Source organism: Aminiphilus circumscriptus DSM 16581 (assembly GCF_000526375.1).
Classification (GTDB): Bacteria; Synergistota; Synergistia; order Synergistales; family Aminiphilaceae; genus Aminiphilus; species Aminiphilus circumscriptus.
Genome location: NZ_JAFY01000007.1, coordinates 753,199 through 778,399, shown reverse-complemented (window position 1 = coordinate 778,399; position 25,201 = coordinate 753,199). Strand labels below are relative to the sequence as shown.

Sequence of the window (25,201 nt, the reverse complement as noted above, 5' to 3'; positions counted from 1 at the left end):
GAGATTACTCTACATCAATGCCTTCAATTTTCACTTGAGTGAACTGCTGTCGGTGGCCGCGAAATCTTCGGATGTTTTTCTTGCGACGGTATCTGAAGACCATCACTTTCGGATCCTTGCCATGCGCTAAGACGGTTCCACGCACAGAGGCTCCCTGGACAAAAGGCGTTCCCACCGTCACCGTTGCGTCGTCTTTTTGGACGAAGAGAATCTTCTCAAGACGAAGAGGCTCGCCCTCGGCGAGCTGAAGATGATCGATCTTGACGACATCTCCCGGAGCAACACGATACTGCTTGCCGCATGCTTCAACAATTGCGTACATGAACAGTCTGTCCCCTTTCCGCTGGGATTTTTCAGGTGATCCGAAAGGATTCTTTTGCACCTGTCCCATGCGCATACGAATACTAACCCAAGCATTTTACGAATACCTGTCCTTTGCGTCAAGTTTTTTTGCGGTTTTCTCTTGGCTTGCTGTTTATACGGAACTCGAAGGTCACGGACTAAGCAGCAGTTCTCTGCATTCAGGCAGTGAAAAGAACTCTGAAACTATCGCATTCCTGATGGCCACAAGCAAAGAAAGGGGACTTGACGGGCGAAGAAAGACATGATAGACTGCCCAACGTTGACAAAAACATCATTTTATCGGAGTAAACAGCAATCAAGGAGGAGATAGGGGTCATGCGGTTTGGTCGCGAAGCGTTTTTTGCAATGAACACAGGTGAGGTTTGCCTCGATAAGAATGAGAATCCGTTCGATCTTCCCCCCTCCCCGAGAGAAGAGATTCGGGATCTCCTTTCAACGATTACTTTGAATCGTTACCCTGAGCCGGAATATCGATCCCTCCGGGAGGCCTTGGCGGGATACGTGAATGTGGATGCGAGCCAACTTATTGTGGGCAATGGCGGCGACGAGATTCTTTTTCTCTGTTTTCTCGCTTTCGTCAAACCCGGGGATGTGGTCCTTCGTCTGCATCCTTCCTTTTCGCAGTATTCCCACCTGATTCGTGTGTTCGGAGCTCGCGAGAAGACTGTGCCCGTGGAGTTGGATTCACGGCAGGGAATGTTTCGCATCGACGAAGAGGCGCTTTTGGATGCCGTAGCTGCATCGTCGCCGAAGCTTGTCCTTCTCGACAGTCCCAATAATCCTACCGGTTTTTCCATGGGACCGGAATTTTTGGCGAGATTAGCCAGACTTTCTCCCTGCCCTGTCGTCCTCGATGAGGCGTACATCGAGTTTGGTGGTCAATCTGTTCTGGATATTTTTAAAAAAGAAGGGTTTCCCCGCCATGTGCTTGTTCTCCGCACTCTTTCCAAGGCGTGGGGGCTCGCAGGCATCCGCCTCGGCTATTCTGTCTCCGGGGAAAAAATCTGTAAGGCACTGAATGATGTGCGGGGGCCTTTCAATGTGAATGTACTTACCCAAGAGATCGCGAAGATCCTTCTCCACTACAGAGAATGGATGGAAAGCCGCGTGTACAGTATCCGCTACATGAGAGACCGTTTTGTGGAGAGCATGGCACGAATTCCCGGATGGGAAGCTTTCCCCAGTGACGGAAATTTTGTTCTGCTGCGTACCACAGCCGAGGAACGCTTCGCCCGTTCTCTTTTTGAACGGGCAGGCATTCGGGTGAAATTTCTCAGCGATCTCCCCTGGGAAGGGACATGGCTTCGTATCACCGTCGGCCGCGAGGAAGACATGCGGGCCGTTCTGGATGAATGTAGCCAGGCATGTGTTGGTGGCGAAGAAGAGCACTCCCTGTCGACAAGTGCTCTGGCGTAAGGATGTGTGATTCGCTGTGCATGCTCCACTTTACCGTTGTGATCCTTGAACCTCTCCGGAGTATGTGCTAGAATGCGGTGAAAGGAAATAGGATGACCTGATTTCTGGAACACACGGAGGAGGAATCCTGCATGGCGGAAAAGTGGAAGGATCGTTTGACGGATCAACTGTGCAATGCGTTTTTGTCGCTGGAAAACCCGGAGGAAGTGTACAGTTTCCTGGAGGATATTGCCACTATAGGTGAAATTCGGGCTCTGGCACAGCGTTTGGAAGTTGCGCGCCTCCTGAGTGAGGGATATACCTACCCTCAGATTGCGCAGCAGACGGGAGCGAGCACCGCGACGATCAGCCGCGTCAAGAAATTTCTCGAGTATGGCGCGGATGGATACAAGCTGGTTCTTGAGAGAATGAAGGAAGAAAAGTAGGTCTCTTTCAGAAGAAAACGTTCCGCAGCTTTTTCCCGCAGGAGCGAAAATATTCGCGACTCAAGAGAAAACCATGCACAAAGACCGGAGGAACGCCTCCGGCCTTTGTGCATGGTTTTCTTGTACAGGAGCATCGAGCGAAAGTGAGTCAGGCTCAGGCCCTGTTTCGAATGGCAATCCGAGCCAAAAAATTCTCCTTTGCGGTCATCGCTCCGGGAGGACACATCTCGTGGCAGCAAAGACAGGAAACACAGCGGTTCGAGTCGATAACGGGGTATCCTTCCCGAAGTTCGATGGCATTCACGGGACACACGGTGGCACAGATGCCGCAGCGAACACAGTGCTCCCGCTGAAGAAGCGGCTTAACTCTGACGAGCCCGTGTACCGCACCTCTTAGAAACGTAGGAATCCAGCGGATATTTCCCGGAGCTCTCTTGAAGCCAGGACAGCGGATCTGTTCCCAAGATGCTCCCTGGAGATGGATTGCCTCAAGAGACCCTGGCCCTATGCCGCGTTTGCGGGCAACGCGCAAAAGCGGAATCGAGAAGGGATCCTGGTATCCCATCATCCACGCCGCCACTGCATCGATGGCGAGAGCGTTTTTCCCGGCGAGAATCCAACCGAGGTGGCGAGGGGTTCCGTGGGATGGTCCCTTCCCCTCCATGGCGGTCACGGCATCGAGAAGATGAAATTCCGGTGGGCGAATTTCGAAGATGTCAAGGATAGCATGGCAAAGGTGCTCGTCCGACCTGGAGGTGTGTGCACTTTTTCTCGTCGATGTATCCGCGATGCCGAAGATGTTTTTCAGGCATCCCGTCATTTCCGTCTCCACATGTGTTTTCAGCTTGGCCGCGTTGACCACGGTCCCGGCCTCCAGATAGGTGCGTGCGATACGCATGGACGAGAGAAGAGCCTTCCCCTTCCCCACATTGACGAGCCCCCGTTCGGAAAGTAATTCCACCTTGGCGAGTCCGGATTGTTCCAGTTCTGCCATGCCGCTCTTGGAGAGGAGCATTTCTTTTTGATGACTAAAAATATAGCCGGGATTGTCCGCGATAAGGAGTTCTTGTATCTCCGGATTGCGTGCTTTCAGCGAATGGATTGCTCCCCGAAGAACGGACGGGTGGGTTGTCACCGCATCTTCCGGGTTACGGGGTGCGAGGAGGTTTGCCTTGAAGAGAACATCTCCGGAAATGAGAGGCCATCCACCTGCATGTGCGACGGCGCTGTCCACTGCGGCACGGACCTTTTCCGGCCCGTAGTCCTGGCAGGGAGCGACACCGACAAGATACAGGGTAGCGTCAATCACGAGAAGATCCACCTCCTTTCCCCGTGTTGCAGCGTAGGCGAAGGGGGCATTCCTCACAGGCTGGTTTTCTGGCGCCGCAAACATGGCGCCCGTGTTCAATGAAGTTGAGGTGTGCACCACGGTAGCGGTCCTTCGGGACATATTGCTCCATAATGCGCGCAATACCTTCCGGAGTTGTTCCGGGAAGAACAAAGCCGATACGGGTGCAGAGTCGCGCTATATGTGTGTCCACTGGAAAGGCGGGCATGTCCAGATCGAAGACAAGAACGCACGCGGCGGTTTTCGCTCCCACGCCAGGGAGTGCTTCGAGATAGGCTCTTGCCTCCTCTGGATTCCACCCTCGCAAGGAAGAGAGACTGAAGTCGCCGAAAGCCTCAAGGATCAGCGAGAGAAGGCGGATGATGCGCTTCGCTTTCGTTGGTCCCAACCCTGCTGGACGGATCGCCTCTTCCAGATTCTCCGTCGGTGCCTCGTGCACTTCTTTCCAGGAGGGGAACCGCTGTTTGAGACGCAGGAAAGCGGTGTCTCTGTTCCTGTCGTTCGTGTTCTGGGAGAGGACCGTAAGTATCAATCCATCCAAAGGGTCTTCGGTGGAGACGAAGTGAGGATTTGCCTCCATTCCCCAGTTTGCCTCGAGAATGTCGAGAATCTGTGCCACCCATTTCCGGGAGAGCCCTTTACCCCGTTTTTCCAGGAAATGTTTTTCTCCTCTATTATTCGACATTGTCCGTGTCGTCATTGTCATCCTGTGGGCCTGTTGTTTCTCCAGCATCCTCCTCGTTGTTGGCGCTTGTTTTCGCAGCTGTTCCGCCGTTGGTCTCTCCCAACTCCTTTTTCAGTGAGGAGGCTCGTTTCAGCCATTCTTTGAGGCGTTTTTTCACTTTGCCGTGAATACATTCTTCAGGGTACTCCCCATCGTCGCCCGGCGTCCCCGCGGGAACACCCGTCAGTATTTCAATGCCCTCTCCGATGTTGGATACGGCCCAGACGGAGAAGTCTCCGTTTCTTACCGCTTCGACGACTTCGTGGTGCAGCATGAGGTGTTGCACGTTCTGTACGGGAACCAGTACACCCTGATCTCCGGTAAGTCGTCGTGCTTTGCAATAGCGATAGAATCCTTCGATTTTCTCGTTGGCGCCTCCAATGGGCTGAATGTTACCGAACTGATCCACGGAACCCGTTACGGCAATGCCCTGTCGAATGGGAACTCCGGAAAGGGCGGAAAGGAGGCAGTACAGCTCCGTCGAGGAGGCACTATCGCCTTCGATTCCGTCGTAGGTCTGTTCGAAGGCGATGCGGGCCGACAGAGCTAGAGGGATGTCTTGGGCGTACATACGTCCGAGGTAGCTGCTCAGAGTGAGTAATCCCTTGTTATGGATAGGGCCGGTCATTTTGACTTCGCGTTCGATGTTGACAACGCCCTCCTGTCCCATGAAGGCGTTGGCGGTGATCCGAACCGGTTGACCAAAGGCGTGATCGCGCATATCGATGACGGTCAGGCCATTGACCTGTCCGACTATCGCGCCTTCCGTGTCGATGCGGATTGTTCCATCCTCGAAGATTCGCTGAATGCGCTCTTCGATAAGATTGGCCCGGAATGTCTTTTCTTCGATGGCTTTGCGCACGTCCTCCCGCTGTACGATGTCCTTGCCGTCCATCTGTGTCCATGCGGAGGCTTCCACGATGGTTTCAGCGATACGGTTGAACTGCGTAGAGAGTCGTTCCTGGTGTCCGGCGAGACGCGAAGCCCACTCGGTCAGTTCCGCCACGGCGCAATTCGTGAAGGGAAGCAGGTTTTCTTTTTTCACGAATCCTGCCACGAAGCGAGCCATGTCACGCTCGGTTTCCTCGGAGCGTATCATGTCAACGTCGAAGTCGGCCTTGACCTTGAACAGTTTCGGAAACTCCGGGTCGTAGATGGTAAGGAGGTGGTAGATCCAGCGGGTACCGACGATAACGATCTTGATGTGAAGGGGGATCGGCTCTGGCCGAAGAGAGGAGACGGGGACGAATCCGAGCTGTTCCCCCAGGTTTTCGATAACAAGCTCTCCTGTTTTGAGAACGCGCTTGATGGCGTCCCAGGACATGAAATGGCGGAAAAGGTCATCCGCCTCAAGGAGAAGGTAGCCTCCGTTCGCCTTGTGCATAGCTCCGGCGACGATACGTCTAAAATCGGTGTAGAGATACCCCTGGCGACTTTCATATTCGACTTTTCCGGCCATGTTGTAATAGGTCGGGTTTGTCTCGAAAACCACGGGGGCTCCCTTCTCCGGATCGTTTGAGACGAAGACGTTCACCGTGTAACGACTGAAGTCAACCTCGGCATTTTCATCCCTGGCGGCTGCGATGAACATGCTGAAATTTGCGATGATGTCCTCCGCAAGATCGTCAATCCACTCGCCGATCTTCCCCTCGTGCCCGAATGCATCCCCCAGGTCCTGGAGAAAAGGTTTGATGGCATTTCGGCAGATTTCGGCTTCCAGATCTTTGATGCGCTCCTTCAGAGATTTTTCGAGATCCCGGATTTTTCGAAGTGTTTCAAGTGTTCTCTGAGAGATCTGCTCGGAGTTGCCCTGAAGCTCCTTTTGGCGCTCCTCACTCAGTCCCTCGAATTCCTCCTGCTGCATTTCCCGCTGGGTTGTATTGCCGTCCTCGGTCTGTTCGTTCACAAGAGGGATATTCACAAAGCCCTGCGGGGTGCGTTTGATGGCGAATCCCTTTTCCGCGGCCCAGGTGCGGAGCTCCTCCATGAAGGCGTTGACTTGCTCCTGGAACTCCTTCACCAGTGTCGCTTTGTTGTCCTCGTACTGGTTGTTCTCGAAGGCCTTGTTGAGGGTGATCTTGAGATCTTCCACAAGATCCTCCAGTCGAGAGGCCAGCTCCTTCCCTTTTCCTGCGGGGAGGTTTACCGCGAGAGGGCGTCCTGGATCTGCGAAATTGTACACGTAGACCCAATCCTCCGGAGTGGTTTCTTGTTCCGCCCGGCTCTGGAGCTGCTTTAGCGTGTAGGTGGTGCGTCCGCTTCCTGGGTTTCCAACGACGAAAATGTTGTACCCCTTGGCCGGAACGGCGAGGCCAAAGGAAATGGATTTGACTGCCCGCTTTTGTCCGATGAGTCCCTCAAGACAATCGATGTTCGACGTCGTCGTAAAGCCGAGGACCGCCGGGTCGGTGGTTTTTCGCAATTTTTCAGGTGGGAGCAAAGCATGATCGCGCACGGTCATGAACGATTCCTCCTTACGGTTTTTTCGATGATGCCGCCTCCAAGAAGCCGATCGCCCTGGTAAAGCACGAGAGATTGGCCTGGGGCCACTCCCTCCACCGGGTCCTCTGGTGTCACGACGAAGTGATCATCAGCATGGAGGGTAAAGGTGCATCGTACGGGACGGCAGCGGTATCGAAACTGGGCACAATGCGGCTCGTGTCGTTCTGGAGCGGACACGAGCCAATTCGATCGTGTGCACTGTATTACAGAAACATCCAGATCTTTCCGTTCGCCTACGACAACCTTGTTCGCCATTGCGTCAACGGCGACGACGAACCACGGGCCGCCGGACAAGCCCAAGCCTTCTCGCTGCCCAATCGTATATCGAAAGAGCCCTCCGTGTCTACCAAGCGTCTTTCCGTCGAGGGAGACGATCTCTCCGTCGGGCATTTCTGAAAGAGCTTTCTCGAGGTAGTTTCGAAGCGTCCCCGAAGGAAGAAAGCAGATATCCTGGCTTTCCTTCACCGAAGAAAAGAGGTTGCCGAAATGTGCCTGGCTGATTCGAACGACATCGCGCTTGTGTTGTGTTCCTAGAGGGAACAGAAGAGATGGGAGCCACTCTTTTCGCAGGCGATAGAGCATGTAACTTTGATCCTTTTTTTCGTCCGTTCCCCGGAAAATCCCGACGTCCCCGGAGACAACAGCGCATGTCGCGTAGTGGCCGGTAGCCACGTAGTCCGCGTTTTCCAGATGTGCAAACCTGAAGAGAACGGCGAATTTCACTTCCGCATTGCAGAGAACGCACGGATTAGGTGTGAAACCCCGTCCGTACTCCTCCAGAAAGGGTTGTAAAATCCGATCGGAAAAGAGATCGCGCACATCCAGAGTGCGAAGGGGAATTCCGAGGACGTCGCAGATTTCCTGTACGCGTTCCTCTTCGGTGACGTGTTTATCATGCATTTTGAGAAATATCCCGCGGACGGCGGCATTTTCGCGGAGCAGCGACAGAGCTGCCACAGAGCTGTCGATGCCGCCGCTCATGGCGAGGAGAACGTTCATGGGAGACCTCGCAGAGACATCAATGTTCCCGCCCCCGTGCCGCCTTGATCCCTTTCGAGAAGGGGTGTTTCTTGTCTTCCATGATCGTGACCAGATCGGCGAAACGACACGCTTCTTCGGTGGCGTATCTTCCCGTAAGCACTACTTCGACGTGGGACGGGCGTTTTTCAAGAAGGCGCCTTAAGCTCTCCCAGGAGACCAGACCGTAATGCGTCGCCACGTTGATTTCATCAAGCACGATCAAATCGTATTTCCCCGAGAGGATCCACTCCTCCGCCAAGGCTGCACCGCGGGCGGCTTCCGCGTAATCCTCGGCGTGGGGAGCCTTTTTATCAACGAAGGTCGCTCTTCCTGTCCGCTCAAGATCCACGGAAGGAAGAAAAGACAAACCCTTGATTTCTCCGTAGAAATCCCAGCCCTTGAGGAACTGGATGATGCCGACTCGAGCGCCATGTCCTACGGCACGAAGTACGAGCCCAAAGGCGGCGCTGGTCTTCCCTTTGCCGTTTCCGGTGTAGATGTGTACGATTCCTCGCTCGTAGAGTGTCATGGTCCCTCCTTTGACGTGCTTCGCGCCGTCTCTCTTGTGAAACTTTTCAATGTGTCCTAGAATGCGCCATGGAATGGAGGTTTGTCAATGAACATCCGCGTTTCTTGTCTTGTGATCGGCACCGTGCAGGGTGTCGGATTCCGTCCTTTTTGTGTTCGTCTTGCCGCACGGCACGGAGTGGGTGGTGACATACGAAACACGTCTCGTGGAGTGGAGGTGCTTTTGGAGGGCGAGTCCACTGCGGTTGATGCTTTTCTCCGAGATCTGACCGCATCGCCTCCGCCTCTTGCGATGATAAACGATATTTCCGTGCAGGAGCGAACACTTCTTTCCTCGTCGCCCCGTTCCGCGTTTTCCATCCTTCCCAGTCTTTCCCAGGAGGAACAGCAGGTCTTTATTCCCCCCGATGTCGCAACTTGTGCGGAATGTCTTGCGGAAATCAAGAATCCACGTGAACGTCGCTTCCGTTACCCTTTCACGAATTGTACGAACTGCGGTCCCCGCTTTACCATCATTACATCTCTTCCCTACGATCGTCCTGGGACGACGATGGCATCCTTTCCTCTGTGTCCCTCCTGCGCAAAAGAATATGAGGACGTGAACGATCGTCGTTATCATGCCCAACCCGTGGCCTGTCCTGCCTGTGGTCCACGTCTGCGGTTCCTTTCCCGGGATGGGGAGGAACTGGCTCTGGAAAACGAAGCGTTGCTGCGGGCGAGCTGTGCTTTGAGAGAGGGACACATTGTTGCCATCAAAGGATTGGGTGGATTTCATCTCGCTGTGCGGCCTGAGGATCACGAGGCAATTCTTCGTTTGCGACAGAGAAAGGTCCGTCCTCACAAACCCTTTGCTCTCATGGTGAAGGATACGACGGTGGCAAAGCGGCTCGTGAGGCTTTCCGCAAAAGCCGAAGCACTTCTCGTTTCTCCGGCGGCACCCATCCTTCTCTGCTTCATCAAGGAAAAGGGAATCTTGTCGCCTCTCGTGGCCCCCTATCGAAACACACTGGGAATCATGCTTCCCTACACACCTCTCCATCATCTGCTGATGGAGGACTTCGACGCGCTGATCATGACCAGCGCAAACCTGAGTGACGAGCCGCTTGTAGCGGATACTCCCGAGGCGCTCATCCGGCTCCGCGATCTTGCGGATTTTTTTCTTGAACACGACCGCCCCATACGGCGGCGCATAGATGATTCCGTGGTTGCCTGTTCGTCGGAGTTTCCCGTGGTGATACGAAGAGCGCGAGGCTACGTTCCCACGCCATTTGTTGCTGACGCACCGCTTCCAGAGCTTCTCGCAGCGGGAGCGGAAATGAAGGCGACCTTCGCGGTGACGCAGGGAAACTCGATTTTTCTGAGTCAGTATCTAGGGGATTTGAAGGAACTTGAGACAATGGATCTCTACAAGGATGCGCTCCTGCATTTCCTGGAATTGTTCAAACTTACTCCCCGTTTTCTCGTGAAGGATCTTCATCCTCAATTCGTCTCTTCCCGCCTCGTCGAGGAGGCACTTGCTTCTTCTTTTGAAGCGACGCTGACCGTACAGCACCACCACGCACATCTCGCGGCATGTCTCTTTGAAAATCGCGTTGAGGAATCCTCACTCGGGGTCATCCTGGACGGCGTGGGGTATGGGACGGACGGAACGCTCTGGGGAGGCGAACTCCTCTATGGAAATGCTCGTTTCTTTCGCCGGGTGGGGGCCCTGGAGAGTTTTCCACTCCTTGGGGGAGACCGAGCAGTACAGGAGCCGTGGCGTATCGGTTATGCCCTCCTGGCAGGAGCGGTCGGCGAAAACGAGGCGAAGGTACTTGGGAGTGAACTCTGGCCCGAGAGGGCGAGTGTGTTCGATGTTCTAGATAGGCTGGCCTTTGACGCTCCGAGAACGACCTCCTGCGGTCGTCTCTTTGACGGTGTGGCGGCGCTGCTTGGTTTGCGCTCGGAGGTCTCCTACGACGCTCAAGCCGCCATGGAGCTGGAGGATATTGCTGAAGTCGAGTGTGATGTGCGGGCCCCCTTTTCAGTCGTAGCGAAAGAGGACGTTCTCCGCATCGACTGGAGGCCGACGGTCCGTTGGCTTCTTGAAAATCGGGGAACGATGGGGTCCGGAGCGCTTTCTCAGGCTTTTCATGCTGGCCTTGCTGCCGTTTTTTCTGAAGTGTGCGTTCATCTCGGCAGGTCCCTGGAAACGGAAAAGGTGGCCCTCTCCGGAGGTGTTTGGCAGAATATGCGCCTGCTAGAGGAAACCCGAGCCCGTCTGGAGAGGGCTGGGCTTGTCCCATTACTGCACCGACAGATTCCTCCCAATGATGAATGTGTCGCTCTGGGACAGGCGATGATCGGTGCGGCTCATTGGAAGGCCGCTTGTTCAGAACGAAAATTCAAATGAAAAGGGATGGATCCCCCTCGAAAAAGCAGGTGTGTTCAGGTGTGTTTTTGTGATTTCTCAGGGCACTGTAGCGATTCTTTCTTTTTTGAGTAACTTCATAGGAATCTCTGAATAAGGCTGCGTCAGCCCCGCAGGGCGCCTCGCAGAGCCTGATGCGACCCGAGTCAAGGGAAGGCGAAAGTCCTTTATTCAGAGCTTCCTATAAAAAGAATTGTTTTTTTGAAAAGGAACTCAAATTATATTAATATTAAATAATTTGAGAACGGAGGCAGCTATCAATACACGAAGAAGAAACGCAGGCAAATTGACACATTGCGCCTCTTCTTCGTGCTGGAAAATCTCAGGGGAAAGAACAGCTAAGATTTTCCACTGTAGTTGATGCTGCTGAAAGTCTGCAATTTCTCTGCACTGTGGAGGGCGTCGATATAACGGATGGTCCCGCTTTTTGAACGCATGACCAGGGAATGTGTGTGAATGCGATTCCCGTCGTAGCGGACACCTCGGAGAAGCTCTCCATCCGTGATGCCTGTTGCCGCAAAGAACACATTGTTGCTTTTTACCAGGTCATTGATATAGAGCACTTTCTTGAGGTCGAGTCCCTTTTCCTTGCATTGAGCCGCCTCGATGTCGTTTCGGGGCCACAGTTTACACTGGAAATCCCCTCCCACACACAGGAGTGCGCAGGCGGTGATGACTGCTTCCGGCGATCCGCCTATGCCCATGAGGAGATCTATGCCGCTGCCCTGCTTGCTCGTCATGAGTGCTCCCGAGACATCTCCGTCGGAGATGAAGCGGATGCGCGCCCCCGTAGCTCTGATCTCGGACACGAGCTGCTGGTGTCTTGGGCGATCGAGAACCACGACGGTAATGTCCTCCTTGCTTTTCTTTTTTGCCTTTGCAACTGCGGCGATGTTTTCTGCAACGGGTGCATTGATATCGATCACTCCTGCTGCTTCCGGGCCTGTCGCGATTTTATCCATGTAATAGATGTGCTTCGGATTGAAAAGCGTTCCTTTTTCTGCAACAGCGACGACGCTCACTGCATTGGGACGTCCCTGCGAGGTGAGTGTCGTTCCGTCGATGGGATCCACGGCAATGTCCACGAGGGGCGGTTCTCCCGTACCGAGTCGCTCGCCGTTGAAAAGCATAGGCGCCTGATCTTTTTCCCCTTCGCCGATGACGACGATTCCATCCATTGTCACCGTGTTGAGCATGAAACGCATGGCATTCACGGCTGCGCCATCGGCGCCGTTTTTGTCGCCTCGTCCCATCCATCTCCCTGCTGCCATTGCAGCGGCCTCTGTAGCCCGAACCAATTCGAGCGCCATGTTGCGGTCTGGTTTGTCCAAAAAAATACACCCCCTAATAGATTGTTTCAGTGGTCTCCACGAATGGTTCCTTTTTCCCCATTTGCTTGCTTGGCACACCCCGTGTTAGACGCATCAAGGAAAAGAATATATCCGAGCGATCACCCTTGGTCGGGTGAGGGTGGAAAACGGTTGAAAATGGCATCTACGTGCCGGAGGTAATGGTCCGGAGTGAAGAGCTGAGACATTTTTTCTTTGGAAAGAACAGAAGCCACCTGGGGGATCGCAGCAAGAAGGTCGGCGAAATCACCTTCTCCGTTCCAGCAACGCATAGCGGCGCTTTGAACGTGGTGGTAGGCATCTTCCCGGGTCATGCCGCCTTCCTCGATAAGATGAAGCAAAACTCGTTGACTATAGAGAAGTCCTCTGGTGAGATTCATGTTTGATATCATGCGCCCCTTGTCTATGGTCATTTCAGAAACGATCCGTTTCAGCGCAAGAAGCATGTAATGGACCAGATGGAAGGCATCCGGCCAAATAACCCGTTCTGTTGAGGAATGGCTGATGTCTCGCTCGTGCCAAAGTGCCATGTTTTCCATAGCGGTGACAGCGTAGCCACGGAGCAGGCGGGCCATGCCGCAGAGGCGTTCGCTGATGATGGGATTTCGTTTATGCGGCATGGCGGAAGAGCCTTTTTGTCCTTTCCGGAAGGGTTCTCCCGCTTCGAGAACCTCCGTTCTTTGTAGGTGACGGAACTCGGTGGCCATGCGTTCGATGCTTCCTCCGAGTACGGAAAGCGTGGTGAGGACGAAGGCGTGCCGGTCTCTCTGCAGGATCTGTGTCGATACTGGAGCGGGGTCGAGTTTGAGAAGCTGGCACGTCCGCGCCTCAATGGAGGGAGGACAGTGAGCGTAAGTTCCAACTGCACCGGAGATCTTTCCCGTGCTGATCTGCTCCTTGGCGAGGAGAAGCCGGGAGGTGTTTCGCTCCAATTCCTCGTACCAGTTGAGGAGTTTGAGGCCGAATGTCGTTGGTTCTGCATGAACTCCGTGGGTTCGGCCGACGCAAAGCGTGGTCTTGTATTTCCACGCTTGTGAGAGAACAACGCTCTTCACCTCTTCCAGCTCCTCAAGAACCAGGGAGAGCGCCTCCTTGAGGAGGAGAGACGCTGCAGTATCTACGACATCGCTGCTGGTAAGCCCGAGATGAATGTAGCGTCCGCTGGGACCTACATGTTCGGCGACGCAGCTCACGAAAGCGATGACATCATGTTGGGTGGTTTCCTCGATTTCCGCGATACGTTGTACATCAAAAGAAGCTTTTTCAAGAATGTCGTCAAAAGCGTCCTGAGGAATGATACCCGCCTCAAGCCAAGCCTGACACACGGCAATTTCAACGTCGAGCCATTTCCTGAAGCGGTTCTCGTCCGACCAGATGGCGCTCATGCCAGCCGTTCTGTAACGCTCAATCATGACTGGTTCCTCCTCTTCGCATTGCATCTACCCAATCGTTTCTTACGGCGGACAGGAATCCATGATATCTTTCGTCCCGAAAGTCTGGGAAGGTATACTCGAAGGAGATCCACTTTCCTCGCCGGTACATGAGAGTTATTTCTGCAAACAGACCTTGCCCGACAGGAATGCGCTGCGCCCGATCCTTGGTGGAGGCCAAGATGAGACGGGCTCCATCGAGGATCCCCGGATCGATGTTGACGCTTCTTTGAGGACCACTCGCCCGTTCGAGAGAGAGTGCTTGCTGTTTCCATGTTGCCAGCTCGTCTCCGGAACGAAGTCCTGGAAAAGAGAGGAACTTACGGTAAAGCGGATCACCGATCGAACGATAATATGTGGTGCAATCGAAAAGGAACGGAGGGCTTTCTCGTTGAGGCTCCCCCCAAATCTCCCGAAGGCGCGGAAAAAGCCACATCCACCGTTCCTCCGAGGGGTAGAGAACACCTGTGAGAAAAATGCCTCTCATGATGGATTTTCCGCCGGCGGATCCAGACTTACGTAGCCGAGAAAACGATCCTCCCAGACGCAGGTGAGGACTTCGCCTTCAGGTGAGGTTTGGGGAGCGTCGTCGGTTCCCCATCGGCGTACATGGACGCCTTGTTCCTCAAGGCGGGCCACGAAAGATTTTCCCGCTGCGGCCCAGAAGGCGATATCCTCTGCGGCACGCATGTCGGAACTCACGTCTTCCATAAGATAAATACCGCGGTCGAGAGGCGAGAGAAGTATCGTTGTTTCCCGATTTGAAGCGCGGAACGTGAACAGATGTTCCGATTCACGGAGTGCACGCTCCACTTCTTTGCGCGATATAGAAATGTCTCCGAACAGTTCTTTGCCTTTTCTGTTGATGCGAATTGTATCCTCGCGAACGGACAAGAGCGGAAGAGGTACTTCCCACCAGGTGGGAAGCGCGAAAAGGAGGGACGTGCTTTGAATGTCCAGCATGGAAAGAATGCGGGATCCCTTTTCTTCGACGCAGAGTACGCGTATGCTTGGTGCGAGGCGTTTCACTTCTTGGGGAGTCAAGCAAAAACGCTTCGAAGGATCGACATCATGAGTGTCATCAAGAAGGCTCTCCAGGGGATGTTCTCCACATCCGCGCTCCAGAGAACTGATGAGCTGTTCCTTGGAAAGAAGGCGTGCTTCCATTCCCTTCTCGATATGAAGATATTCAAGGCCCAGAAAGAAGAGATGGCGAAGGGCGTCCTGAAAAGTGTCCTGGAGAAAAAGATTCTCGGACGATTCATCACTGGGCAGGCTCATGGGTTTTCCCTTCTTTCAGCAGAGTTTCGACGAAGTCGCGCGGAGTGAAGATCTGGAGATCCTCCGCACTTTCTCCCAGGCCTACGTAACGAATAGGAAGATGCAACGAATCGACTACGGAAAGCAGAATACCACCTTTAGCGGTGTTGTCGTATTTTGTAAGCACGATCCCAGTCAAAGGAAGTGCTGCATTGAACGCCTCGACCTGTCGAAATGCGTTTTGTCCCATCACTGCATCAAGGACGAGAAGAACCTCTGCAGGGCCCTCGGGAATTTCCCTGGAAACCACACGGTGGACTTTCTGCAGTTCTTCCATCAAATTATGTTTTGTGTGCAGTCTTCCCGCAGTGTCCGCGATGACCATACGACAATCCGACGCTCTGGCGGCACGAACGGCATCGAAAACGACCGCTGCAGAATCACTACCCGGTTCCTGGGCTATGACACGGATTCCCGTTCGCTCCCCCAAATTTTCAACTGATCGATGGCAGCGGCGCGATACGTGTCCGCTGCTGCGAGGAGAACACTTTTGCCCTCTTGTTTTGCCTGAAAAGCGAGTTTCCCTGCCGTCGTGGTTTTTCCGCTTCCATTTACGCCAATAAGTAAAACCACAGATGGAGAGATGTCGGACCGAAGCGGAGCCCCCATTCCAGGAACGCTTTCCAGCAGTTCTACCAAAATCTCCACGAAGACGTTGCGTAGCACTTCGGTTTCTCGGATGTGTTTTGTCCGGTGCTCGTCGCGAAGACGTTCAAGGAGGCGTTCTGTCAGTGAAATTCCGACATCGCCTGCGAGAAGCCGCTCCTCAAGTTCCTCCCAAAACGCGTCGTCGATCGAGTGCCCGGAGAAAAGGCCTGCAATGCCCCCACTCCACCGCTCGGTGACCCCCTTCAGTTTTTCTTTTAAATTACTCCATAATGCCATTGCGCTCACCCTTTGGATGTTGCATCGACGGTCGTGCGATTCGGTTTTTCAGCGGAACGGTTTTCTTCCGAAGGCGAAGAAGCAATCTGTTGTGGTTTACGTTTTGGACGTCGTCTCCGCCTCGTTTTTTGCTTTTGTTCGCCCTCTCCATCGGGGGGAGTTCTTTTCAAAGCCTGTTCTTCCCGCGATGTACGCGATGAATGTTCGACGGAGTCGGCATGCCGTTTTCCTGCGGTGGGTCTGGCCGGGTTCTTGTTTTCCTCGAGAGGCGCAGACTTCTCCTCCTGCTGTGTCCTCGGAGAGATCACGCGTTCTTTTCCCTCTTCCTGTTTCGCACTCGCGTTCTTTTTTCGACGACGGCGAGTTTTCTTCGGCTTCTCGGGAATACTGTCCGAACTTTCTGTGCCACCAGAGAAAGACGTTTTTCCCCGCTTCGGTTCTTTTTCTTCCGGCATGGGGGAAGGCGATGCCGTCCCACGTTCCGAAGATGTCCGTTCTTTGACGGAGTGTGGCTTTTCTTCTGTGGATGAAGTGGAAGCTCTGGTGAATCGTTGATGTTTGGCGTTTTCAGGGAAGGTGTGTGGGACGCGAGACACCTCCTGACTGGGAGAGTCCTCTGTAATCCACTCATTTCCTCGAAGTACGCATTCTTTGAACGCCGGGAAATCGTCCACGGGGACCTCGAATTCCCGTATTCCCTGCCCACAAATTCGGACCGCTCTGGCTTTGATGTCCACACCGGTGACGATGTAGGTTGTTTGGGGCGCACGAATTTTACTCCCCGGATTGGGGAGATGTTCCCAGAGTTCTCGATAGGTGGCGTGTTCATAGGCCATACAGCACATAAGGCGTCCGCAGATCCCGGAAATCTTCGTCGGATTCAGGGCAAGATTCTGTTCCTTCACCATGCGGATACAGATGGGCGAGAAACCGTTCAACCAGGAACTGCAGCAACAAGGGAGCCCGCAGGGGGAAATGCCTCCCAGAACCTTGGCCTCGTCACGGACGCCGATTTGACGTAGTTCGATGCGTGTCTTGAATTCCTTAGCCAAATCGCGCACGTAGGCACGGAAATCGACACGTTGCTCCGAAGTGAAGTAGAGAAAAAGCTTTTTCTTATCGAGCAAATATTCTACGTCGACGAGTTTCATGGAAAGATTGTGTTCGCGCAGGAGTTGACGTGCTGTGACAAGAACGTGGGTTTCTTCTGCCTGGTGTTCTTCTCGGAGCGCCAGAGCAGTGTCCGTAGCATCGGCAACAAAGGTGATCTCCTCAAGTCCCTGTTCGTTTCCGCGGGGAGTGGCGTTTTCCCTGTCCTCGATTCTGCGCTGTGTCCGGTACCGCTCAATCTGCTCCGATGTCAAGGGACCAATGACAAAGGCAAGTTCTTCGCCTCGGGATGTCTGGACGAAGATCCAGCGATTTTTCAGAGGTGCAGCACTCTCGGGCAAATCAACGACGCCAAGATAGCGAGGTTTACCAAAAATCGTCAAAAAGGCATTCAACGGGATACTCCTCCTCAAGGGCCAAATACGCAAGGTCCTGTAACATGGAAACAACAAGGCGGTTCTTCTCCGAAAAATTGCGGAGCGTTTCCAACCGCTGTGCTTTAAGACCATGCCCATTTCGTATCAGATAGGAACACCACTGGCGCAGTTCTTCCGTCATGTCATCGGCTTTTGTGCCCCGTTTTTCGCTGATGCGCCGTATCCACTCCGCTTTCCCTTCCGGAGGTGCTTGTATGGGTGATGGTTCCTCCGAAGAAACGGAAAGCTGCCAGACTCGACTGCGAAGAGTGGGGAGAAGTCGGTTGGTTTCGATAAAAAGGAGAAGATGCGCAGAGGGAGGCGGTTCTTCCACTATTTTCAAAAGGCTGTTGGCAGCCGGAAGTGAGAGGATGTCGGCGCACAACACGACTCCGAGTCGACGAGGCGCGCAAAACGGAGCTAATGAAAGCCCGGCGGCAAGATGTCGACATTCTTCGATGCCTGGCGCCGCGTCTTGAGTTCCAACGATCAGAAGATCGGGATGAAAGGAGTCGCTCCAACTGCGGCAGGACGCGCACGTGTCATTCCCAGTTCCGTGGAAACAGAGGTAGCGATGGGCGAGAATCGACATGGTCCGCAAGAAAGAAGAGCGGGACGTGCGCACCACCATCGCCTGGGGAAAGGATCCTCCAGACGTCATTGCAAAAAATTCCTCCAGTGAATGTTCTTCGTTTTGATTCTCTACATGAACAGTGATATGAGACACCCTTTCACCTCGTTCATAAGTTCCAAGAGTTTACTTCGTTCTCCCTCCTGGGCGAGGACTTTCTCGATTTGATCCAACATATTTTCCGTTTTCTCAATGATGACATAAGTTGCTCTATTCGCTCGCCGCCAGCGAAAATCTTTTTTCATCTGCAGTCCTTGTTCGGCTCGGAAAAGCAGGTCGCCTACAAGACGGCGGTATCTGGCGAGCAGTTGTGGGCTGGGATAGCGGAACAATTGTTTTCCCACCGCTTCCACCTCTTCGAGAAGGGCGCTGATTTCAAGAGATTGCAACGACTCGTCGAAGGTTTCCTTGGGAACTTCCACGAGACGCTGTGCTCCACTGCGTCCTCTCCCACCAGAAACGGATTGTCCGGTATTTTTCGATACGGATCGCGATTTCTGTTCCCTTGGTTTTTCTACTTTCATAGCGCAATACCGAAACTTTCTTTCAGGGTTTTCTTCAACAAGGAGCGGACGTCCTCGAAGACGAGATGCGGAGCACGTGTGCCATCAATCCGAACGATCCGTTGGGGATATTCCTCCGAAAGCGCCGCATATCCCTTCTGCACGGAATGCAAAAAAGTGAGTGCTTCGGATTCTATACGATCCGCACTTCCGCGTTCGGTCAGTCTCTCCCAGGCTTTCTCCACCGGAACATCAATCCACAACGTGAGATTTGGAGTTGGAAAACCGCTCGTAGAAAATAGGCTTTCGATCCATGCGCGAGAGAGGTTCCTTCCCCACGACTGATATGCCAGTGTGGAATCGCAATAGCGTTCACAAAGGACCAGGCAACCTCTGGCCAGTGCGGGTTCGATGACCTGGCGGACGTGTTCACAACGATCCGCAAGGAAAAGATAGAGTTCTGCGTGGCAGTGAAGAAGATCTCCATGCAAGAGCAATTCCCGGATGTGCTTTCCGCCTTTCCAGTCGCCGGGTTCTCTTGTCCAGAGAACACGGTTTTCCCCTAAGGCATGGGCGGAAAATTCCGCCGCAAGTTTTGCCTGGGTACTCTTCCCGGAGCCATCGATACCTTCAAAAGTGATGAATTGTCCACACTGCATCAGAATCTGTAGTAAACGCCCACGGATTGACGAGATTCCGGATTCTGTTCTTCATGCTTGAAGAGAAAACCGGACCGTTCGTTCACACGAATCCGCCCTTCTGCGGCCCAAAAACCGCCGTCCTCGTTCCACCATTGTCCCTGAAGGGAGAAGGGGCTGCTTCCGCTTCCCTGCCATAGAAACCCCAATCCCACGTATCCTCTCACGATTCCTGCCCACACGCGTCCCCATGGAAGATCATACGTGGGAGCCAAGGTCAGCCCATCCTGAAGGCCCACGTTTTCCACACCCAGGAGAATGCCGTACGGGAAATCCCTTTTTCCGATCCATATGGAGGCATCCAAAAGGAGGCTTTCCTCTGCATCGGTTTTCCCCGAAACAGCGCTGTGCAGAGAGACCTGCCCCTCGGTACGGACACTTTCTACTTCATGGATGATGTCCTGTGCCCTTGAGACGGTTTGCCGTACCTCTCGCACCACTTCAGGAAGCGATGCTGTTCCTTCGGAGGCGAAGAGTTCCTCCTCCACACGCAGGGCGAGCTGTTCCACCTGGGAAGCGGCATCCCCAAGCTTTGTTACGGCTCGTCGGAGGTCCTTTCCGGAAAGACTGTCTTCGTTGAAATCTCTCAGGACATCGTCGAGTTGTGTTGCCACGTTTCGAATATGGCGGAGTGTCTCCGCAAACACGTCCTTGTTTTCACGTACGGATGCGTCCACGTTCTCCAGAAGGACGGAGAGTTTGCCCGAGACGTCCTGGAGTTCTTCCTCGGCACGGGAGAGGAAATGACGTGCGTCTTGTGCAGCGTCGCCGATTGTGCCGAACGTAGTTCTTCCTTCCTCGACAAGTTCTGGAAGAGCGTCCAGCATGTCTTTCATGGCGCTTCGCCGCTCTGAATCCCCAAGGATGTCGTTGATGTACGCGAAAGTCCGTCGTACTTCGAGGAAATCTCCCCGGATTTCTTCAAGGGCCTCTTCGAAAGACGGAGGAAGATGCCCTGTGACGGTTTCATCCGAAGAGACCATGCGCTCCGCTCCGCCGCGTACGACCTTTATGCTCGCATCTCCCAACAATCCGCTCTTGCCTATGGAGAAGACACTGTCCTCGGGAATGGCTACTTCGGGAGGGAGCGACACGACGACGAAAACGCCTTCCGGCGTCAGGCGAAGTGCCTGAACCTGGCCGAGTTCCACACCGGAGACAAAAACCGGAGCACCCACCTGGAGTCCTCCTGCGTCGGGAAACAGCACGGAGAAAGAATACCCCTTTCGTCCGAACAAAGCGCCTCCCGTGACAAATACCAGAGCACCGAAAAGAACAAGAGCGGAAAAGACAAGGAGTCCCGCCTTCAGTTCCCGTTCCATGGTTCTTCTCCCCCCTTTGTGACAGGAATCATTCCCTTGGAGAAGAATCTGACACAGACATCATCGGTGGCATGCCATTCCTCTGGCGTGCCACTCCAGGCGATTTGTCCCTCTTCCATGAGCAGTATCGTGTCGGCCACACCGAGAGCTGAGACGAGGTCGTGGGTGACCAGGAGAACGCCTGCTCCGGACCTCCGACCGAGACTGGCCACCAGGCGGTCGATGTGTCGTGCCGTCATCGGGTCGAGCCCTGTGGTCGGTTCGTCAAGGAGGAGCAATTCAGGATCATAGACGAGTGATCTGGCGATGGCAACCCGTCGGCGCATTCCCCCGGAAAGTTCGGAGGGATACAGTTTCTCGATTCCCTCCAGTTCGACTTGGGAAAGCATACGTTCGACCCGGGCGCCAAGTTCGCTTTCATCGGTAATGCCGAGGCAGAACTTCAGAGGGAAGCGCACGTTTTCTCCAACGGTGAGAGAATCGAAAAGTGCGCTGCTCTGGAAAACGATACCCATACGCTTGCGGAGTGCGACGATTACGTCCGGATTGGTCTCGATATCAAGCTGCGTCCCGAAAAGAAAGAGGGTGCCGCCTTGAATGCCGAGGAGTCCCGCAATCAGACGGAGAACGGTCGTTTTTCCGCATCCGGAGGCGCCCATGAGAGCTGTGATGCCTCCGGGCGCGATGGACATGTTTACCCCCGAGAGAACACGCTTGGTCCCGAAAGACATGGTTACGTCCTGCAACTGGACAAGGTGTTTCATGGTCTCACCCTCCCCGGGGCATTCCACCGAAGAAGAGCGTGGATAGAAAATAGTTGAAGGCGAGGATGAGCATGTTGCTCCAAATGACGGCACTCGTCGTGGCGATTCCAACACCTCGAGCCCCTGTCTCCGCACGGAAACCTTCGGAGCAGGAGGAGACGGCAATGAGAAGGCCGAAGACGAACCCCTTCGTCACGCCACCGTAAAGATCGAGCGGTTCGAGCATGACTGCAACGGAACGGCGGAACACAAATGCGCTGACACCATGAGTGCTCACGTACAAATAGGCGCCAAGGATGCTGATGGCGAAGGAGAAAACGGTGAGCACCGGTAACATGATACAACTGGCGAGAAGACGCGGCGATCCGACAAAGGACACATCATCGAGCCCGAATCCCCGAAGGGCATCCAGCTGTTCCGTCACTTTCATGGAACCGATCTCGGCGGCCATTGCGGCGCCGACGCGTCCTGCGACGACAAGACCCGTAAGGACCGGAGACATTTCCCGCACCATGGTGATGGCAATGACGCCCCCGATATATTGCGTTGCCCCGAAACGAACGAACTGGTCAAGGGTCTGTACGGCCATGACCATTCCAGAGAAGGCGCTCGTCACGGCCACCATGGAAAGAGACCCCACACCGATGCGATCGAGCTGTTCGAAGAATTCTCTTCTTCCCCAACGACCTCCAAAAATCCCACAGGCCATACGGCAGCCGTAAAGAGCGAAGGCGCCCAAATCCCCCCAAAACCGAAGAAGCCATCTTCCAATCCAGGCGAAGAATGACATGATCGGCTCTCGACGAGGCTTTTGACTACTGACCGGAATCGGTCGCGCCGTTTTCGGGCCTCACGTGAAGAACGCGTCGCATGAGCCCTTCTACATAATAATTCGACTTGAAGAGACGCAATGTTCCTTCCTTCATCCTTCGTGCCTTGATTTCACTGAGAAGTTTTGGTTCCTCCTCTTCCATCTTGTCCTGAGAAGGCTCCTCGACCTTGGCGAGGAGTTCCACTACGAGTTCGTTGTTCGATTCCTTCGCGTTCAGTTCGCTGAGCAGCTCTTCGAAGGCAGCGATGGACCTCCATCCTTGCAGGATGGACTCTTGTTCGGGTTCTGCGATGCCCCCACCCCGGACGAGAACGTCACATGTCCCCTGGGCGCCTTCGGGCACCCTCAGGGTAAACGTCTTCGTCAGTGGGTTCCTTCGGTAGGGACGTAATTTCACGGTTATGGTCACGTCGCTTCCGGGGGCGGCTTCTTTCGGGTCGATCTCCACATCCTCAATGAAAAGCACGCGAGGAGCCTGCGTTAATTCCACGTCGATCCGAAATCCCAGGGGCTTTACCTCCAGGAATTCATTCGTGGAAAAAATATCCACCAGATCGGAGAATTCCTTTATGGTATCCCTAGCGAGATCCTCGGGAGAGAAGAACATGTTCGCTCGCGTCCACCCCTTTTCGAGCCCGCCTCCGGAGATCGAAACGGTCACATGGGCTGTTCCCTGCCCTACCCTGCCCCATTCGTCGTCCACAATGCCGAGCATTGCCGCAGGAGCGATTTTTGCCACGAGAAAAGGATCGTCCACCACGTGGAATCTTTTGATGACACTTTTCTTCGTCTCCTGGTTCCGGACGGTCACCGTGAACGACACGGAAGGAGCGAAATATCCGATACGTCCACCGATGGCCTGTGGGCGATCCTGGGTAACAGTTCCTACGATTGCCTGGGGCGAGCCTAGTTTGAAGGGAGACTCCAGGCTGGGAATGACATCGTGGACCCAGGCTTTTGTCACTGGAAAGACAACGGCTCCCCGGTTCAGGAAAGGATGGGCGAAGCCAAGAAAGCGTCCATCTTTCCCCACCGCCGTAAGGGTGCCGGTGGCGCCGATGGTAATGTCTCCCCAAGCGAGCAGAACGCCGATGGCATCTCCAGGGGTCATGTGTGCATCGTACTCTACGGGAAGGTCACTTCCGCCGCTTCCCGTGCCCATGGCGAGAATCCTGGTGCCTAAATCCGTCTCCAAAGATTTGGCCGCCCTCGGGCTGAGCCCATCGACAAGAAGAGGTGCGGCGCGTTCGCGGAGTATCCTGTTTACGTTTACGTTGGTCTCCTCACGCGTCACTTCCAGAAGAATGGGATCTTTCGCGCCAAAGGGGAATGAAAGAGATGTGTCTTGCCGATCCGAGTTTTCCTCCTCCATCGAGTCCACGTCGTTATTGTTTTCATTTTCGTCAGGTTCTTTTTCCCCCGGATTCGGCGAGGCGTTTTCCTCGGGTACTTTGTCTTCGGAGGTAAAAAGAGTAAGCCCTTGCGGTAACGGTCGAGAAAAAGGCGGAAGACGCTCCGGCCAGTCCCACACGGAAGCCATGTCTTCGATCGGTGTAACAAGACCAATTCGATGATCGCTGAAATCCCAGCCATATCCAATGGCACCGACGAGTTTCCCCTCCACGAAAACGGGGCTCCCGCTCATGCCTGCGGCGATGCCTCCCGTTCTTTCCATCAAAGGGCCTGATGCTCGAACGAGAATGAGATGTCGCGGGGTTCCCTTTCGTTCGATCACACTCAGGATCTCCAGGGGAAACGAGACGATCTCCCTTCCCTGGAGAACCGTACGTGCGATCCCTTTCATGCCTGGCTTCACCAAAGTGATCGGAAGTGTGGGTATTCCCGCGTCAAAAGCGGGCGGAGAGGCCAAAACCGGCAAGGGAAGAACTTCTTCCGCCGTAAGTATCGCCAGGAGGGGGATCATGAACAAGACTATTCCTCGGAGCATCTTTCTGAAGGTCATGAGATACTCCTTTCTGTCATTGATGTGTAATTTCCTCGTTTCGGCGGATCGAAAAGACTCCCCTGCCCCTTCCCTCCATACGGGACAATTCCGGGTTGGAGGCTTTTGGTACCCCAGGAATCACCGCAGGTCATCGCGTTTTTTTCCAGCGCAGATAGGCCATGATAAAATCCTGAATATCACCGTCCAGGACGGCCTGCACATTTCCTGTCTCATAATTAGTTCGGTGGTCTTTAACCAGGGTGTATGGATGAAGCACATAAGAACGGATCTGACTTCCCCACTCGATGTCTTTCTTCTCGCCTTGGAGCGCCTCAAGTTTCTCCTGGCGCTCCCGGAGTTGCATTTCAAACAACCGCGACTTGAGGATCTGCATGGCCACAGCACGATTCATGTGTTGGGATCGTTCGTCCTGACAGCTGACGACAATACCCGTCGGAAGGTGTGTGATACGGACCGCCGAGTCGGTCATATTCACGTATTGGCCCCCGGCACCACTGGCTCTGAACGTGTCGAGCTTCAGGTCTTCCATTCGAATATCGATCTCCACATCCTCCGGGAGTTCCGGAGAAACATCGACAGAGGCAAAACTCGTGTGTCTCCGCTTTGCTGCGTCGAAGGGGGAAATGCGTACCAGCCGATGCACTCCTCTTTCTGCCTTTAGATAGCCGTAGGCATAGCGCCCTTTAACCAACAACGTGACGCTTTTGATGCCCGCTTCCATATCCTGCAGAAGTTCGAGAATTTTGAGGGAAAATCCCTGAGCCTCTCCCCAACGAAGATACATACGGTAAAGAATCTCCGCCCAATCCTGGGAATCCAGACCTCCTGCACCGGGGTGTACGCTGACGAGAGCGTTGCTCTCGTCGTATTCGTCGTTCATGAGCAATTGGAGCTGCTCCCGTTTGGCGTTTTGCCTCAGTGCAGTCGAGCGGGTGTAAAATTCCGCTTCCAACTCCGGATCCGGCGTTTCTGCGATCAGGGATGCAAGAAAATCAAGCTCTTCCACTTCGGAAGCAAGACTTTCAAATTGTGTTTTTTTATCCTGGAGACGAGCCAATTCGCGACTCGTCACGTGAGCGTCGGCAGTACTCCAGAAATTCGGTTCGGCGGTTTTCGCGAGAAGACGCTCCATGCGTTCGTTCAATGCAGGCAGGTCAAAGACTGTCCTGCAGATCGCGTAACAACGATCGCAGTTCCTCCAAAATCGTGGTGGTGGAGATAATGGCCATTATCCTTCCT

Annotated in this window: 22 protein-coding genes and 1 pseudogene; 3 read left to right on the top strand and 20 right to left on the bottom strand. The window is 54.1% G+C overall.

Annotated elements, in window-relative coordinates; genetic code table 11:
• Positions 1-4: 4 nt before the first annotated feature.
• Entirely contained in the window at positions 5-322 is a 318-nt protein-coding gene (gene rplU, locus K349_RS0114540; protein ID WP_029166486.1) for a 50S ribosomal protein L21, read from the bottom strand.
• A 356-nt stretch (positions 323-678) separates the two neighbouring features.
• Here rplU and K349_RS0114535 point away from each other — a divergent pair, with 356 nt between their 5' ends.
• Both K349_RS0114535 and K349_RS0114530 read left to right on the top strand, forming a co-directional pair.
• Entirely contained in the window at positions 679-1,779 is a 1,101-nt protein-coding gene (locus tag K349_RS0114535) for an aminotransferase class I/II-fold pyridoxal phosphate-dependent enzyme (RefSeq protein ID WP_029166485.1), read from the top strand.
• Positions 1,780-1,910: 131 nt separating this feature from the next.
• Positions 1,911-2,204, top strand: coding sequence for a YerC/YecD family TrpR-related protein (locus K349_RS0114530; protein ID WP_029166484.1), 294 nt, complete (start codon positions 1,911-1,913; stop codon positions 2,202-2,204).
• Between the two features lie 154 nt (positions 2,205-2,358).
• Here K349_RS0114530 and K349_RS0114525 read toward each other — a convergent pair whose 3' ends face one another.
• From K349_RS0114525 to K349_RS0114505, 5 genes are read right to left on the bottom strand one after another with little or no spacing between them, the layout of a single operon-like run.
• On the bottom strand, positions 2,359-3,513 hold the full coding sequence (locus tag K349_RS0114525; protein WP_029166483.1) for a DUF362 domain-containing protein: 1,155 nt from the start codon (positions 3,511-3,513) through the stop codon (positions 2,359-2,361).
• Entirely contained in the window at positions 3,506-4,237 is a 732-nt protein-coding gene (locus K349_RS0114520) for an endonuclease III domain-containing protein (RefSeq protein WP_157367406.1), read from the bottom strand. Before K349_RS0114520 ends, K349_RS0114525 begins: the two co-directional genes overlap by 8 nt.
• Entirely contained in the window at positions 4,227-6,737 is a 2,511-nt protein-coding gene (locus K349_RS0114515) for a Lon protease family protein (protein WP_029166481.1), read from the bottom strand. The genes K349_RS0114520 and K349_RS0114515 overlap by 11 nt, the downstream gene beginning before the upstream one ends.
• On the bottom strand, positions 6,734-7,777 hold the full coding sequence (gene mnmA / locus K349_RS0114510; RefSeq protein WP_029166480.1) for a tRNA 2-thiouridine(34) synthase MnmA: 1,044 nt from the start codon (positions 7,775-7,777) through the stop codon (positions 6,734-6,736). The genes K349_RS0114515 and mnmA overlap by 4 nt, the downstream gene beginning before the upstream one ends.
• A gap of 19 nt (positions 7,778-7,796) precedes the next feature.
• Positions 7,797-8,327, bottom strand: a complete 531-nt coding sequence (locus K349_RS0114505) for a cob(I)yrinic acid a,c-diamide adenosyltransferase (protein WP_029166479.1) — start codon at positions 8,325-8,327, stop codon at positions 7,797-7,799.
• Between the two features lie 87 nt (positions 8,328-8,414).
• Here K349_RS0114505 and hypF point away from each other — a divergent pair, with 87 nt between their 5' ends.
• The gene (gene hypF, locus K349_RS0114500; protein ID WP_029166478.1) at positions 8,415-10,718 is read left to right on the top strand and encodes a carbamoyltransferase HypF; all 2,304 of its coding nucleotides are present in this window, start codon (positions 8,415-8,417) and stop codon (positions 10,716-10,718) included.
• Positions 10,719-11,074: 356 nt separating this feature from the next.
• On the opposite strand, the gene glpX is transcribed toward hypF, so the two are convergent.
• The 14 genes and pseudogenes from glpX to prfB all read right to left on the bottom strand — a co-directional run bounded on the left by glpX (position 11,075) and on the right by prfB (position 25,191).
• Entirely contained in the window at positions 11,075-12,067 is a 993-nt protein-coding gene (gene glpX, locus K349_RS0114495; protein ID WP_029166477.1) for a class II fructose-bisphosphatase, read from the bottom strand.
• Positions 12,068-12,186: 119 nt separating this feature from the next.
• Positions 12,187-13,497 (bottom strand): adenylosuccinate lyase, encoded by a 1,311-nt coding sequence (gene purB / locus K349_RS0114490; protein WP_029166476.1) that lies wholly within the window; start codon positions 13,495-13,497, stop codon positions 12,187-12,189.
• Positions 13,490-13,951 (bottom strand): DUF4416 family protein, encoded by a 462-nt coding sequence (locus tag K349_RS0114485; protein WP_245588089.1) that lies wholly within the window; start codon positions 13,949-13,951, stop codon positions 13,490-13,492. Before K349_RS0114485 ends, purB begins: the two co-directional genes overlap by 8 nt.
• A 47-nt stretch (positions 13,952-13,998) precedes the next feature.
• On the bottom strand, positions 13,999-14,796 hold the full coding sequence (locus tag K349_RS0114480; protein ID WP_029166474.1) for a hypothetical protein: 798 nt from the start codon (positions 14,794-14,796) through the stop codon (positions 13,999-14,001).
• Positions 14,780-15,720: pseudogene (gene ftsY, locus K349_RS17390) on the bottom strand (signal recognition particle-docking protein FtsY). Before ftsY ends, K349_RS0114480 begins: the two are co-directional and overlap by 17 nt.
• A gap of 5 nt (positions 15,721-15,725) precedes the next feature.
• Positions 15,726-17,225, bottom strand: coding sequence for a PSP1 domain-containing protein (locus tag K349_RS17385; protein ID WP_029166473.1), 1,500 nt, complete (start codon positions 17,223-17,225; stop codon positions 15,726-15,728).
• Positions 17,197-17,907, bottom strand: coding sequence for a hypothetical protein (locus K349_RS19785; protein WP_029166472.1), 711 nt, complete (start codon positions 17,905-17,907; stop codon positions 17,197-17,199). The genes K349_RS17385 and K349_RS19785 overlap by 29 nt, the downstream gene beginning before the upstream one ends.
• Before the next feature lie 41 nt (positions 17,908-17,948).
• Complete coding sequence (locus tag K349_RS17375; protein WP_029166471.1) at positions 17,949-18,299, bottom strand: DUF327 family protein; 351 nt, start codon at positions 18,297-18,299, stop codon at positions 17,949-17,951.
• A 98-nt stretch (positions 18,300-18,397) separates the two neighbouring features.
• Positions 18,398-19,039 carry a dTMP kinase gene (gene tmk, locus K349_RS0114455; RefSeq protein WP_029166470.1) on the bottom strand — a complete coding sequence of 214 codons (642 nt, stop codon included), beginning with the start codon at positions 19,037-19,039 and terminating at the stop codon, positions 18,398-18,400.
• Complete coding sequence (locus K349_RS0114450) at positions 19,039-20,400, bottom strand: MlaD family protein (protein WP_029166469.1); 1,362 nt, start codon at positions 20,398-20,400, stop codon at positions 19,039-19,041. The genes tmk and K349_RS0114450 overlap by 1 nt, the downstream gene beginning before the upstream one ends.
• On the bottom strand, positions 20,385-21,164 hold the full coding sequence (locus K349_RS0114445) for an ABC transporter ATP-binding protein (RefSeq protein WP_029166468.1): 780 nt from the start codon (positions 21,162-21,164) through the stop codon (positions 20,385-20,387). Before K349_RS0114445 ends, K349_RS0114450 begins: the two co-directional genes overlap by 16 nt.
• Positions 21,165-21,168: 4 nt before the next feature.
• On the bottom strand, positions 21,169-21,954 hold the full coding sequence (locus K349_RS0114440) for an MlaE family ABC transporter permease (RefSeq protein WP_029166467.1): 786 nt from the start codon (positions 21,952-21,954) through the stop codon (positions 21,169-21,171).
• A gap of 25 nt (positions 21,955-21,979) precedes the next feature.
• Positions 21,980-23,959 carry a SpoIVB peptidase S55 domain-containing protein gene (locus tag K349_RS0114435; protein WP_029166466.1) on the bottom strand — a complete coding sequence of 660 codons (1,980 nt, stop codon included), beginning with the start codon at positions 23,957-23,959 and terminating at the stop codon, positions 21,980-21,982.
• 130 nt (positions 23,960-24,089) lie between these two features.
• Positions 24,090-25,191 (bottom strand): peptide chain release factor 2 gene (prfB, locus tag K349_RS0114430; protein WP_420834459.1). Its coding sequence is split into 2 segments (ribosomal slippage): positions 24,090-25,118 and positions 25,120-25,191, totalling 1,101 coding nucleotides; the frame shifts between segments, so codons are not numbered across the junction.
• Positions 25,192-25,201: the final 10 nt, after the last annotated feature.